Source organism: Halobaculum halobium (assembly GCF_030127145.1).
Lineage (GTDB): Archaea > Halobacteriota > Halobacteria > Halobacteriales > Haloferacaceae > Halobaculum > Halobaculum halobium.
The window spans coordinates 191,784-203,927 of sequence record NZ_CP126158.1; the positions used below are offsets into that span (position 1 = coordinate 191,784).

Here is a 12,144-nt window from a genome sequence, read left to right on the forward strand (position 1 = left end):
GTCGCTCTTCAGGTATCGTTGGTCAGCCGCGAGTGAGCGCCGATGAGCGCGCCCGAGAGGTCGAGCCCGTCGACGACGGTTTCCTCGTCGATGATGCTGCGGCGCACGTCGGCATCGCGGACGGTCGCGTTGCCGAAGACGACCGACGATTCGAGCGACGAGTCGACGATCTCAGCGCCTGGGAGGACGTACACGTCGTCGCCGATCTCCGAGTCCGTGACGGTCGCGTCCGGGTGGACGATCGACTCGCCGTCGAGATACCACGAGACTGCGTCGAGGTAGCTCTCGGGCGTGCCGATGTCGAACCAGGCTTCCTCGAAGGTGAACGCGTGGACGGGCTGGCGAGACTGGAGCCACTGGATGAACCACCCGGGCTCGTCGGGGTTGTTGCCGTCGGAGAGGTACTCCTCGAAGTCCGGCAGCGTCTCCTGGGGGAACGCGTAGCAGGCGATGGAGACCAGCGTGCTCTTCGGGTCCTCGGGCTTCTCTTGGAAGTTGATGACGCGGTCGCCCTCCAACTCGACGAGCCCGTAACTCTTCGCTCGGTCGCGCGATCCCACGTCGTAGGCGGCGAGCGCGGGCGTCCCCTTCTCGGCGAAGAAGTCGACGAACTCCGCGACGTCGAACGAGATGAGGTTGTCGCCGGCGACGACGACGAGGTCGTCGTCCACGTTCTCTCGATCGATCAACTGCGCGAGCGCGCCGACGACGCCGAACTTCTCCGACTCGGCGCTGGTGTCTTCGACCGAGATGGTCGGCTTCTCGAACTCGGAGTCGGCGAGGTACGTCTCGAACGCTTCGGCGAAGCGCTCGTTCGTCGAGACGAACACCTCGTCGATCCGATCGTCGGCCTCCAGATCGCCGAATATCTCGTCGATGACGGTCCCGTCACCGACCGGAAGCAACATCTTCGGCCGGTTCCGGGTGATCGGCCAGAGCCTCGTCGCGTATCCCCCTGCGAGTACAACTGCCTTCATGAGGCCACGGTTACGCCGGACCGACAAGGGCTTTTCCTCTCTCATTCCACTCGGGCAACAGTTCCGCTCCCGGCGCCCGCGGCAGTCGCCCGAAACCGATACCCTCCCTCATGAACTACTCCGGGTATGCCCGAGCGGACGACCCGCGAGCGGATCGCCGACGCGTTGCGCGAACGGGCGCGGTCCGGCAGCGCGCTGGCCGCAGAGTTCGACCTGCCCCGTTCGGCGGTGTACGACCACCTCGACCACGTCGCACAGTCGCTGCCCGACGGCGAGGAGTTCCTCGTCGCACCCCCGACGTGTCGCGACTGCGGCTTCGACGACTTCGACGAACCGGTGAACGCGCCGTCGCGGTGTCCCTCCTGTAAGGGGGAACGCATCGAGGAACCGCAGTTCGTGATCGAGGGGTGACGCCGCGCCGCTTTTCCCTACCCACCCGAAACGGGGCGTATGGCAGTTGGCACGCGGACAGTGTTGGCCCTCCTGGGCGGCGTCGTGCTGACCGCGGGAGTCTACCTCCACGCGACCGGGCGCGAAAGTACCGGCTACGCGGTCATGGCACTGGGCTTTGCGACCGCGGCCGGCTGGGCGTTCCTCGGCATGGAGTTGGCACGCATGGGGCGAGCGCAGACGCCTGAGAGGACGTACCTCTCGGGCGCGATGGCCGCGGTCACCCTCGCGATGTACTTCGGGATGCGCGCGCGAGCCCTCGCGAAGGGCGAGTGACCGGTCATCCCCGAGCGATCGTCGTGGCTGCTATTGTCGCTAAACAAAAATGAACTCGTTTTTCGTTTACGGCGGTTTTCGCCAAATTTCGTCTGTGCACAGAACTAGCGAATAGCTGGAGATACTGGCACTTTCTCGTCGTGAGAATTTGGGAATAGAACCGAGGAAGGTGAAATACTGATTTCAGTGACTTCTCCTGATATGAGAGAATCCCACATGCTTAAGTTCGGTATTCCATAACGAAGGCCCGTATGTCAGACAACCAGTCCGGTTCCACCCGGCGTCGGTTCCTGCAGGGAACTGGCGTCGCGGCGGTCTCCGCTGGCCTCGCCGGTTGCTCAGGCAACGGCGGCGACGGCACCGAAACGTCCGGCGACGACGACGAGACGCCGACACCAGATCAGACGCCGACCCAGGTGGACGACACCGGGGACATCCCGACCGGCGGGATCTTCGACTTCGGCATGGGAACCTCCCCCAACACGCTGAACGTCCTCGCGAGTTCCTCCGCGTACGTCGGCGTCATCACCGACCGTATCTACGAGTCCGGTGCGGCGATCGACCCGGTCAACTTCGAGATGCACCCGAACGTCTTCACCGACTGGGACTACGAGGTGCTCGACGAGACCGGCGAGGACGACCGCCCGAACGTCGAGGTCTACTTCGACGTCCGCACGGACGGCCTCACCTGGAACGACGGCGAGGAGTTCACCGTCGACGACGTGATCTTCTCGTACAACTACATGCTGGAGCAGGTTCCCGGCGGCTACGCGGCGTCGCTCAACCCCATCGTCAGCGTCGAAGAGCACGACGGCGACTGGGACTGCGTGATGACGCTGAACCAGCCGAACGGGACGTTCGCGTACGACCAGCTCGGCCTGCCGATCCTCCCGGAGCACATCTGGAGCGACGTCGACGACTACCAGACGTATGAGCCGGCCGACACCGACTTCGGTCCCGTGGGACTCGGTCCGGGCGTCGTCACGCAGTACGACCCCGACACGTCCGTCGAGGTCTCCTTCGCCGAGCGCGAGGGCGAGTACAACCTCTCGGAGCTGAGCTGGCGCGAGGAGGTCCCCGGCGTTATCGCCGGCGGCCCCTTCATCGACGCCATGCGGATCCGCGTGTACTCCTCGCAGTCCGCGCTCCACCAGGCGCTGTTCGAGGGCGACATCGACTCGCTGTACGAGGGTGTCCGCACCTCCCGTATCTCGGACGCGCAGGACGACGAGAACATCAACCTGCTCGACGGCTTCGACACTGGCTACGGCCACTACTCGTTCAACCTCCGCAACACGCCGCTCGACGACCTGACGTTCCGGCAGGTGCTCGGGTTCGCGTTCGACGACGTACTGTGGACCCAACAGCTCCAGCGCGGCTACGCCCAGCAGGGTGACTTCGTCATGCCGCCCGGCTACACGGCCGTCCGCCCGGAGACCGGGTCGGACCAGGAACTGCTCGACGGGCCGTCGACGCAGGCGTTCTCCTTCCGCCAGTCGAGTCCCAGCGTCCCGGACGTGGAGAACATCCGCGCGTTCCTCACCGAGGGACAGGTCATCACCGGCGAGGGCGGAACGTACGTCGGGCAGGAGTACCCCGGCAGCCTCACCGGCGTCACCGCGAGCCAGACGGAGACGAAGCACGACTACAGCTTCGGTCCCGTCGAATCCGACGTGCTCGCCAACTCCGACCAGGACCCGGATCAGGAGATCCGCGTCAACGGAGAGACGATCACCGAGATCAACGACGGCCCGATCACGATGCTGATGTCTCCGGCACAGGAGGCGCCTCAGTCGGCCCAGATGATCCAAGACTGGATCGGCTCGCTCCAGCAGATCGGGATCCCGATCGACCGCGAGGTCGTTTCGTTCAACACCCGCGTCACGCGGGCGTACGGCTCCGAGGAGTTCGACGCGTTCAGCATGGGCTGGGTGAACCTCTCGCCGTTCGCGACGAACACGCTGTACAGCCTGTTCCACTCCGACAACGCCGACGACCACTCGGTCGCGGAGACCGAGGGTGACGACGAGAACACCTCAAGCCTGCTCAACAACGCGATGGGCTACGGCCTGTTCGAGGACGCCAGCGCCGACGACCTCATCGACGAGGCGCGTACCACGCTCGACTCCGAGGGGCGCAACCAGACCTCCCGGGAGGCCGTCGAGCGCATCTACCTCGACTTCCCGACGATGGTCGTCGACTACGGCGTGCCGAAGTGGCCGATCTCGACCGAGTGGTCGGGCGCCATCGAGAACATCCCGGGTCCGGGCTCGACGTATCTCGGAACCCAGATCATGCAGATCCACCAGAGCGAGTAACGCCCGCGAAACCGACCGTCGCGTCCGACTGACGCGCGGTGTCGGGCATCCCCTCATCGTCCGGTCTCGACCGGAGCGATTCGGGGTCCCTGACGGCGCCGCGCGTCGGTATCGGACGATTCAACAGGTTCAAACGGCCGCCTTCGTGACATAGTACTACGCAGAACGGTCCCACAAAACGCATGACCAGAATCAGTGGAAAATACCTCGCAAAGCGGATCGTCGTTTCGTACCTGACGCTCCTCGTGATCATGTCGCTGCTGTTCGTCCTCCTACGGAGCATGCCGGGCTCGTTCATCACGAGCATGATCAGCACCGGGATGACGTCGGAGCAGATCGAACGGATCCGGGAGACGTGGGGACTGAACGAACCGCTGTGGAGACAGTATCTCGACTTCATGATCAACTATCAGACCGGCAACTTCGGCCGGTCGCCGACGTACAACGCCCCCGTCTCGGATCTGATGATCCGTCGGCTACCGCGGACGCTGATCCTGTTCGGTGCGACGTTCCTGATCGGCTTCATCATCGGCCCGCTCGTCGGGATGTACCTCGGCTGGTGGCGCGGCTCGAAGAAGGACAAGACCATCTTTAGCAGCTCGCTGCTGCTGTACTCGATGCCCAGCTTCTGGATCTCGTGGCTGTTCATCTGGGTGTTCAATTACGAGCTCGGGTGGCTGCCGAGCGCGTACATGTTCACCCAGTTCCCCGAGTTCCAGTGGACCGCATTCACCGTGATGCGCGACGTGCTGTACCACATCGCGCTGCCGATACTGAGCCTCACGTTCATCGGATGGGTCGGGTCCATGCTCATCATGCGCCCGACGATGAACCAGGTCACCGACGAGGGCTACGTGTTCCTCGCACGCGCCAAAGGGCTCTCGGAGCGCACGGTGATGATCAAACACGCCGCGCGAAACGCGCTCATCCCGGTCGCGACCGGCGCGGTCGTCGGACTGGCGTTCCTCATCGACGGCTCGATCATCATCGAGAACGTGTTCAACTGGCCCGGGATGGGACAGATCATCGTCACCTCGGTGCTCAACCGGGACTTCCCGGTCGCACAGGCCACGTTCTTCCTGTTGGCCGTGCTGGTCGTCATCATGCGGCTGCTCACCGACGTGGTGTACACGTACCTCGACCCCCGGATCAAGTTCGGGGAGGGTGAATAATGGCAACCGGACAAGGAGACACCGACACCGACGGCGAATCGTACACGCGGCGCTTTGAGCCGCGGATTGAGCGACTCAAGCGAGGCTGGAGCAGATACACCGAGCACAACATCGGGATCCTCGGACTCGTCATCCTCGCGATATTCAGCCTGTGGGCGGTAGTTCCGGGCGTGTTCGCCCCGCACTCTCCGGACTGGATCGCCTACCTGGGGGAACCGCCCATCCAGAGCCGGCTCTCGGCCGAACAGGTCCGGTCGCTCCCGCACCCGCCGGCGTTCGGCGACCCGTTCTTCGCTCCGCTGGGGACGAACGCGAACGGGAACGGGATCCTCTCGCTCGTGATCTACTCGGCGAGCAACGCCATGTACATCGGGCTGGCCGCCGGCCTGCTGTCCAGCCTCGTGGGCGTTCCGCTGGGCCTGATCTCGGGGTTCTACGGCGACACGTGGATCGACGAGGCGATCCAGCGGTTCGTCGACATCATGTACGGCCTGCCGTTCCTGCCGTTCCTGATCGTGCTCGTCGCCATCCGCGGGATCACGACGACGAACATCATCATCGGCATCGCGGTCACCTCCTGGCTCAACAACTGCATCACGATCCGTGGGGAGACGCTCTCGCTGAAGGAGCGCTCGTACGTCGAGTCCGCGAAGGTCGCCGGGGCCTCCGACACGCGGATCATCTTCCGGCACATCATGCCGAACGTCCTCCCCATCTCGTTCGTGTTCCTCGCGCAAGACGCCGCGGGCGCGGTCATCGCGCAGGCGTCGCTGGCGTACCTCGGCCTGGCGGACTTCACCGCCAACTCCTGGGGGATCATGTTGGAGAACATCAAGTCCCAGGGGTACATCTTCGACGCCTGGTGGTGGCTGCTGCCGCCGGGCATCGCACTGATGCTGATGGCCGCATCGTTCTACTTCATCGGCTTCTCGATGGAGGACGTGACCAACCCGCAGCGGTGATCTGATATTCAATGACACTACTGGAAGTAAACGACCTCTCGATCCGATACGCGGTCGACGACGGCTCGTCGGTCCACGCCAGCGACGACGTGAGCTTCTCGGTCGAACCCGGGGAGACCTACGGGCTCGTCGGCGAGTCCGGCTGCGGAAAGACGACGCTGGCGAAGAGCCTCGTCCACCTGCTCGACGACAACGGGTACATCGAAGACGGGGAGGTGTGGTTCGAGACGACGCTCCCCCAGTGGGCCGACGAGAACGGCGACCCCAAACAGTCGGTCATCGACGACCCGGACAAACCCGTTCGGGCGGACGGAAAGACGGATCTGGCGCAGCTCGACAGCAAGCAGATCCGCGACATCCGCTGGCGCGACATCGCCATCATCCCGCAGTCGGCGATGAACGCGCTCAACCCGGTGTACAAAGTCGGTGACCAGATCGTCGAGGCGATCCTCAGACACGAACCGGAGACGACCGCCGAGGAGGCGGACGACCGTGCCCGCGACCTGCTCGAACGGGTCGGCATCGAGCCCGACCGCGCGGACGACTACGCACACCAGTTCTCGGGCGGGATGAAACAGCGGGCGGTCATCGCGATGGCGATGGCCTGCAGCCCGGACCTGCTGATCGCCGACGAGCCGACGACCGCGCTCGACGTGATCATCCAGGACCGCATCCTCGAGGAACTGGAAGCGCTCCAAGAGGAGTTCGGTGTCTCTATACTCGTCATCAGCCACGACATCTCGGTGATGGCGGAGATCTGCGACCGGATGGCCGTCATGTACGGCGGGAAGGTCATGGAGTCGGGACGCACCGAGGACATCTTCGGCGAGACGGCGAACCCGTACACGCTCGGGCTGAAGAACTCCTTCCCGACGATCACCTCGGCGGATCAGGACCTCGTCTCAATCCCCGGCACACCGCCGACGCTGCGTGACCCCGAGGAAGGCTGTCGCTTCCGCGACCGGTGTCCGTTCGCCGTCGAGGAGTGCCACGCCGCACACCCGCCGATGTACGACGTTGCCACCGCAGAGACCGAGGGCAGGGCCGTCGAGTCGACCGACCGACGGGCGCACCAGACGGCTTGCTACCGAATCGACGACCTCGAACAACTCCGAACCGACGCACTCAACGAATCCACATGGACCGATCAGACGATCGAGAACCGCTAGTAGAGCTCGAGGGGCTGCAGAAGCACTTCGACCAGTCACAGGGCATCGTCGACACCGTCCTGGGACGCGAGCCGCAGCCGGTCCGCGCCGTCGACGGCGTGTCGCTCGACATCTACCGGGGCGACACCGTCGGCATCGCCGGCGAGTCGGGGTGCGGCAAGACCACCCTCGGGAAGCTGCTGGTGAAGCTGTACGAGCCCACGGAGGGCTCGATCCGCTTCGACGGCGAGGAGATCACCGGCATGACCCGCGAGGACGAACGCGAGTTCCGCAAGCGGGTCCAGATGATCTTCCAGGACCCCTTCGAGTCGCTCAATCCGCGGATGACGGTGTACGACACCGTCTCCGAACCGCTCAAGATCAACGAGATGGTGGACGGATACGACGAGCGGCGCGCGCGCGTCAAACAAGTGCTCGAGGACGTCGGGCTGGGGCCCGCAGAGGTATACCTCGACGCGTTCCCCGACGAACTGTCCGGCGGCGAGCGACAGCGGGTCGCGATCGCCCGGGCGCTCGTCGTCGACCCGGACTTCGTCGTCTGCGACGAGCCGGTATCGATGCTCGACGTGTCCATCCGCGCGGGCGTGTTGAACCTGATGCAGGAACTGCAGGACGAGTACGACCTCACCTACCTGTTCATCAGCCACGACCTCTCGCTCATCCGGTACATGTGCGATCGCGCCGGGATCATGTATCTCGGCAACATGGTCGAGCAGGGCCCCACCGACGACGTCATCGACGATCCCAAACACCCGTACACGGAGGCGCTGTTCGACGCGGTTCCGGACGTGGAACTGGGAGACGATCGCCGTCGCGCCAACGCCACCGGCGAGGTGCCCTCGCCCCGGAATCCACCGAGCGGCTGCCGCTACCATCCGCGGTGTGCCCACATCATCCCTCCGGACGGCTGGGGCGGAAGCCAGGAGGCGTTCCGACGGTCCTTCCAGTACAAGTTGAAGCTCGAACGGGGAGACCTCGATGCCGACGCTGTGCGCGACGACGGCGGCGAGCCGGTGCAGTCGCTCATCGAGCACGGACTGACGCTCGACGTGCCCGAGGAGTACCGCAGGGAGTCGGAGGTCGAGAGCGGCGGCCATCGGGTCTCCGTCTCGTCGCTCGATCTGCCGGGTGACGCCCGCAGCGCGCTCGAGGAGTCAGCGCAGGCGCTGCTCGATGGCGACGCCGAGACGGCCGTCGCCGCGCTCGACGACGTCATCACGACGCCGTGTGCCTCCCGGGAACCGCGACCGCTCCCGTCGGGCACGCGCGAGGTCGCGTGTCACCGGTACGAGGACGGGAGCGGCGAGGCGATCGGCGGGTCGGACAGCCGGCTCAACGCGGCCCCCGCGGAGGACTGACGGTGGTCAGGCCCCCGCGAACCCAGCGCGCCCTCCTCGCCGCCCTCGCGGTCGTGCTCGTCGTCAGCGCCGCCGCGTTCGTCGCGACAGCGAGCGCGCAGCTGGCGTGGCAACAGCGCGACAGCATCGATTTCCAGCCCACTGACTACGAGCTCGTCGACGACGACGATCCGCGGCTCCGAGTGAGTCTCGAGGTGACGAACCCGACGAGCGTCGACGCACAATTCCGCGTCGGTTCGGTGGTCGTGTACGACGGCGATCCCGCAGAGGGCGCGGCGTTGTCGGTTCCCCGAAGCGAGCGGCTGGCTGACGGGAGAGAGGCGACGGTCGCGGCGGGCGCGACAGCGACGGTGACGCTCGTCGCGTCGGTTCCCGGAGACACCGTCGAGGCGGCGCGAGCGGCGATCGAGTCGGACCGCGCGGTGACCTCCGGGACGTTCGCGGTCACCCTCCGCGAACGGAGCTATGAGGCGAATGTCTGAGCGAACGTCGGGGCTGGTAGGAGCGGTGACGCGCCCCGTGCAAGCGTCGTACGGCTCGCGTCGCGAGCGACTCGCCGCCGCGCTGGCTGTCGGACTCCTCGCGGGGCTGTCGGCCGCGATGGCGACGTACACCCTGTGGCAGGGATCACTCGCGCCGACGTGGGCCAGCGACGTCGTCACGGGGTCGCTGGTGTTCGCGGCGGGCGCGCTGGTGAAGCTGCTGTGTCAGAACCTCAAGACGAGCGTGCTCGCGCTGGCGGTCGCCGTCGTCGCCGGAGCCGCCCTGACGGCGGCTGCGGGGATCGCCCCGTACCTCCTGCTCGACATCGGAACGCTCGGTGGGATCGCGCTGCTGCCGGACCTCCGCGACGTGATCACGCTGGTGGTGTTCGGACAGATCCCGCTGCTGTTGTTCGGCTACCTCATCGCGATCGTCTACGACGGCGCGACAGCCTGACCGCGGGCGCGCGACGACAGGCCTTTGGCTCGCTATCGGGTACCGGTGGGTATGCCGAAGGAGATCCCGACGGAGGAGAAGTCGGTTCGCGAGCGGGGGACGTACGCCAACGACGGCAACGACCCGACGCTCGCATCGTACCTCTCGTCGCTGTTTTTTCTCTTGTCGGTGCCGGCGTTCGTGACGCTCGCGTACGGTGGGTACTGGGCCGGTCTCTACGGGGAGTCGGCGGTCGTCCCCGCGTTCGCGGGGCTGCTCGTCGCGGGACTGGCCGGCGTGTTCGCGGTGATGCACGTCACGACCGGGCGGTGAGGGCGGCCGCTCACCCAAGCGGGCGCTGGCCGAAGGGAACGGAACGAGAGAGTCTGATGCCGAGGCGGTCGGAGTCTCGCGCGGTCGCAGCCGGGCTCAGAACCACTTGTCGTTGTACACGCACTGGAGGGGCTCGGTGACGACGTTCGTCGCCAGCGCCATCGAGACGATCTCGACGGCGTCGTCGTACCCCCCCGCGTCGGCCGCCTCGTCGTCCCAGGCGGCGATTCCGACTCCCAGTTCGACGTGGTAATCGAACACCGTGATCAGCCACTCGTCGGGGAGCGTGCGCTCGTCGGCGTCGGACTCGTTTATGACGCGGATCAGGTACTTGAACGTCGTGTCATCGCGACCCGAGAGGTCGTCTCCGGCGTCGTACCCCGGGACGTTCGGGGTGCCGAACAGCTGGACGAGGCGGTAGAGAGCCGTTCCCACGTCGTCGTGGGTTCCCCGCTCTGTGGGGTCCGGCTCGAGTTCGATGTGGACGTCCTCGCGCGCCTCGCGGAGGTTCACCTCCTCGAAGGCGGCGTCTCCCTCGCGCCGCGACAGGATCTCCTCGCGGGAGACCGGCACCATCGTGAACTCGCGGAGCTCTTCGACCGGCGGCGCCTGCGGGTGCTCGCGGATGTCGTACTGCATCTCAGTACGCGAACCCCATGAATCCCTTCCAGCCGGCGTAGCCGGCGATGATACACGCGAGACCGGTTCCGATAACGATCAACGCCTCTGTGCTGGAGATGCCCTCGATCCCGTTCAGCCCCAGAAACAGCGTGATCCCGAGCATGGTGAAGATGTAGCCCACCACCAGTCCGAGGATCATGACGCCCAGAGAGGCGGCGCCGAGGGGGCCTTTGAGGCCGTCGGGGACGCGATTGCTCACGGACATTCGTACCTATTCGTAGCGGATTCGCGGGTCTTAATTCCCCCGTTACGAGGTGGCACGGACCGCGGACGACGCAGCCGCTGAGGCGGTCTCGTTGCGACCCGTTATCGGTCGTCGCGTTCCTCGCCGCGCTCGCGGCGGTCGCGTTCGGCGTCGCCGGGGTCGGCCTCGCCCAGGGGGCTCATCGCGGGGTCGAAGGTGGACTCTTCCCCCGTCGACAGTTCGGTGTCGCCCGCGTCGCCGCCGCCGGATCCGCGGTCGTGACCCCGCTCGTGTTCGCCGCGTTCGCGGGCCTCGCTGGTGAGCCCGTACTGCTCGGCGATCGGTCTGCGCGCGCGGTAGCCGATGGCGATGGCGACGACGCCGGCGACCCCGTAGACGACGACCGGCGTCGCGGTCACGCCCACTTCGCCGGTGACGACAGAAAGGTGCAGCGCCTGGCCGATCGAGAGGGCGCCGACGACGAGCATCGCCGTGGAGATCACGCCGAGGAAGCGAGTCGAGACCATATCGGTACTGTGGGTGCCGCCGTGAAAAACGCGCGGGAGTCAGCCGGCTCAGCCGTCGCCGTACTCGTCGACGACGACGACCTCGCCGTCCTCGACGGTGACGTTGATCAGCGTCTTCACCGAGTGGTCGGTGTCGTCGAGCTTGTTCGGGCCGGCCTTCTTGATCACCGCGACGACGTCGACCACGTCGGCGCCGATGTGGGTGAGCGCGTCGAGGATACCCTTCATCGTGCCGCCCGTCGAGAGCACGTCGTCGAGCACGAGCACGCGGTCGCCCTCGAACACGTCGTTGATGTACATCTCGCCCTCCGAATAGCCCGTCTCCTGCTGGAGTGCGACTTCGCCCTCGAGGCCGTACTCCCGCTTGCGGATGACGACAAGCGGGATGTCGGTCATCAGCGACAGCGCGGTGGAGATGTGGATCCCCATCGCGGCGGGCGTGACGATCTTGTCGACGTCCTCGATCTGGGCCTTCCGGATGATCCGAATGACGATCTCTCGGAGGAGTTCCGGCTCCAGCATCGGGACGCCGTCGCTGATGGGGTGAACGAAGTACTGGTACTCGCCCTTCTCGATGATCGGTGCGTCCAGCAGGGACTGGCGCAGGCGTTCCATGTTGCCGGTACCGCTACCGAGGTGAAAAGCGCGGCGGATCCCGACAGGGCCCGAGTCGGCCGCACGCGAGACGCTGACGCGCGACTGTTCTCGTAGGCTCGACTCACTGAGGATCGTGTGGCCGCGTTCGACCGAAGACCGCTCGTCGCCCGCAAGCACCTCCCGCGACGAACGCGGTGGGCACGTGCCGTCCTCGCCCTCCGC

Annotated in this window: 15 protein-coding genes; 10 read left to right on the forward strand and 5 right to left on the reverse strand. The window is 65.9% G+C overall.

Annotated features, from left to right (window positions below; translation table 11 throughout):
- Positions 1 to 8: 8 nt before the first annotated feature.
- Complete coding sequence (locus tag P0Y41_RS01045) at positions 9 to 977, reverse strand: nucleotidyltransferase family protein (protein WP_284062166.1); 969 nt, start codon at positions 975 to 977, stop codon at positions 9 to 11.
- 126 nt (positions 978 to 1,103) lie between these two features.
- Here P0Y41_RS01045 and P0Y41_RS01050 point away from each other — a divergent pair, with 126 nt between their 5' ends.
- The 10 genes from P0Y41_RS01050 to P0Y41_RS01095 all read left to right on the forward strand — a co-directional run bounded on the left by P0Y41_RS01050 (position 1,104) and on the right by P0Y41_RS01095 (position 9,933).
- Entirely contained in the window at positions 1,104 to 1,388 is a 285-nt protein-coding gene (locus P0Y41_RS01050; protein WP_284062167.1) for a transcriptional regulator, read from the forward strand.
- Positions 1,389 to 1,427: 39 nt separating this feature from the next.
- Positions 1,428 to 1,703: a hypothetical protein gene (locus P0Y41_RS01055; RefSeq protein ID WP_284062168.1), complete on the forward strand. Its 276-nt coding sequence runs from the start codon at positions 1,428 to 1,430 to the stop codon at positions 1,701 to 1,703.
- A gap of 251 nt (positions 1,704 to 1,954) precedes the next feature.
- A complete protein-coding gene (locus tag P0Y41_RS01060) occupies positions 1,955 to 4,021 on the forward strand; it encodes an ABC transporter substrate-binding protein (RefSeq protein ID WP_284062169.1) in 2,067 nt (688 codons plus the stop codon).
- Positions 4,022 to 4,203: 182 nt separating this feature from the next.
- Positions 4,204 to 5,193: an ABC transporter permease gene (locus P0Y41_RS01065; RefSeq protein WP_284062170.1), complete on the forward strand. Its 990-nt coding sequence runs from the start codon at positions 4,204 to 4,206 to the stop codon at positions 5,191 to 5,193.
- Positions 5,193 to 6,155, forward strand: a complete 963-nt coding sequence (locus tag P0Y41_RS01070) for an ABC transporter permease (protein ID WP_284062171.1) — start codon at positions 5,193 to 5,195, stop codon at positions 6,153 to 6,155. The genes P0Y41_RS01065 and P0Y41_RS01070 overlap by 1 nt, the downstream gene beginning before the upstream one ends.
- A gap of 11 nt (positions 6,156 to 6,166) precedes the next feature.
- Entirely contained in the window at positions 6,167 to 7,324 is a 1,158-nt protein-coding gene (locus P0Y41_RS01075; RefSeq protein ID WP_284062172.1) for an ABC transporter ATP-binding protein, read from the forward strand.
- Positions 7,294 to 8,682 carry an ABC transporter ATP-binding protein gene (locus P0Y41_RS01080; RefSeq protein WP_284062173.1) on the forward strand — a complete coding sequence of 463 codons (1,389 nt, stop codon included), beginning with the start codon at positions 7,294 to 7,296 and terminating at the stop codon, positions 8,680 to 8,682. The genes P0Y41_RS01075 and P0Y41_RS01080 overlap by 31 nt, the downstream gene beginning before the upstream one ends.
- Before the next feature lie 2 nt (positions 8,683 to 8,684).
- Positions 8,685 to 9,164, forward strand: coding sequence for a hypothetical protein (locus P0Y41_RS01085; RefSeq protein ID WP_284062174.1), 480 nt, complete (start codon positions 8,685 to 8,687; stop codon positions 9,162 to 9,164).
- A complete protein-coding gene (locus tag P0Y41_RS01090; RefSeq protein ID WP_284062175.1) occupies positions 9,157 to 9,621 on the forward strand; it encodes a hypothetical protein in 465 nt (154 codons plus the stop codon). The genes P0Y41_RS01085 and P0Y41_RS01090 overlap by 8 nt, the downstream gene beginning before the upstream one ends.
- Positions 9,622 to 9,672: 51 nt before the next feature.
- The gene (locus P0Y41_RS01095) at positions 9,673 to 9,933 is read left to right on the forward strand and encodes a hypothetical protein (protein WP_284062176.1); all 261 of its coding nucleotides are present in this window, start codon (positions 9,673 to 9,675) and stop codon (positions 9,931 to 9,933) included.
- 96 nt (positions 9,934 to 10,029) lie between these two features.
- On the opposite strand, the gene P0Y41_RS01100 is transcribed toward P0Y41_RS01095, so the two are convergent.
- From P0Y41_RS01100 to hpt, 4 genes are all read right to left on the reverse strand, one after another.
- Entirely contained in the window at positions 10,030 to 10,572 is a 543-nt protein-coding gene (locus P0Y41_RS01100; protein WP_284062177.1) for a hypothetical protein, read from the reverse strand.
- A 1-nt stretch (position 10,573) separates the two neighbouring features.
- Positions 10,574 to 10,819, reverse strand: a complete 246-nt coding sequence (locus P0Y41_RS01105; protein WP_284062178.1) for a hypothetical protein — start codon at positions 10,817 to 10,819, stop codon at positions 10,574 to 10,576.
- Between the two features lie 101 nt (positions 10,820 to 10,920).
- A complete protein-coding gene (locus P0Y41_RS01110; RefSeq protein ID WP_284062179.1) occupies positions 10,921 to 11,325 on the reverse strand; it encodes a hypothetical protein in 405 nt (134 codons plus the stop codon).
- A 48-nt stretch (positions 11,326 to 11,373) separates the two neighbouring features.
- Positions 11,374 to 11,940 (reverse strand): hypoxanthine/guanine phosphoribosyltransferase, encoded by a 567-nt coding sequence (gene hpt, locus P0Y41_RS01115; protein ID WP_284062180.1) that lies wholly within the window; start codon positions 11,938 to 11,940, stop codon positions 11,374 to 11,376.
- Positions 11,941 to 12,144 lie beyond the last annotated feature (204 nt).

What these genes read in the sequence shown, in the direction of transcription:
- P0Y41_RS01080 (WP_284062173.1), top strand. Translation starts at nt 7,294, where the DNA reads ATGGACCGATCAGACGATCGAGAACCGCTAGTAGAGCTCGAGGGGCTG.
- P0Y41_RS01060 (WP_284062169.1), top strand. Translation starts at nt 1,955, where the DNA reads ATGTCAGACAACCAGTCCGGTTCCACCCGGCGTCGGTTCCTGCAGGGA.
- P0Y41_RS01095 (WP_284062176.1), top strand. Translation starts at nt 9,673, where the DNA reads ATGCCGAAGGAGATCCCGACGGAGGAGAAGTCGGTTCGCGAGCGGGGG.
- hpt (WP_284062180.1), bottom strand. Translation starts at nt 11,940, where the DNA reads ATGGAACGCCTGCGCCAGTCCCTGCTGGACGCACCGATCATCGAGAAG.
- P0Y41_RS01070 (WP_284062171.1), top strand. Translation starts at nt 5,193, where the DNA reads ATGGCAACCGGACAAGGAGACACCGACACCGACGGCGAATCGTACACG.
- P0Y41_RS01090 (WP_284062175.1), top strand. Translation starts at nt 9,157, where the DNA reads ATGTCTGAGCGAACGTCGGGGCTGGTAGGAGCGGTGACGCGCCCCGTG.
- P0Y41_RS01110 (WP_284062179.1), bottom strand. Translation starts at nt 11,325, where the DNA reads ATGGTCTCGACTCGCTTCCTCGGCGTGATCTCCACGGCGATGCTCGTC.
- P0Y41_RS01065 (WP_284062170.1), top strand. Translation starts at nt 4,204, where the DNA reads ATGACCAGAATCAGTGGAAAATACCTCGCAAAGCGGATCGTCGTTTCG.
- P0Y41_RS01050 (WP_284062167.1), top strand. Translation starts at nt 1,104, where the DNA reads ATGCCCGAGCGGACGACCCGCGAGCGGATCGCCGACGCGTTGCGCGAA.
- P0Y41_RS01105 (WP_284062178.1), bottom strand. Translation starts at nt 10,819, where the DNA reads ATGTCCGTGAGCAATCGCGTCCCCGACGGCCTCAAAGGCCCCCTCGGC.
- P0Y41_RS01055 (WP_284062168.1), top strand. Translation starts at nt 1,428, where the DNA reads ATGGCAGTTGGCACGCGGACAGTGTTGGCCCTCCTGGGCGGCGTCGTG.
- P0Y41_RS01075 (WP_284062172.1), top strand. Translation starts at nt 6,167, where the DNA reads ATGACACTACTGGAAGTAAACGACCTCTCGATCCGATACGCGGTCGAC.
- P0Y41_RS01100 (WP_284062177.1), bottom strand. Translation starts at nt 10,572, where the DNA reads ATGCAGTACGACATCCGCGAGCACCCGCAGGCGCCGCCGGTCGAAGAG.
- P0Y41_RS01045 (WP_284062166.1), bottom strand. Translation starts at nt 977, where the DNA reads ATGAAGGCAGTTGTACTCGCAGGGGGATACGCGACGAGGCTCTGGCCG.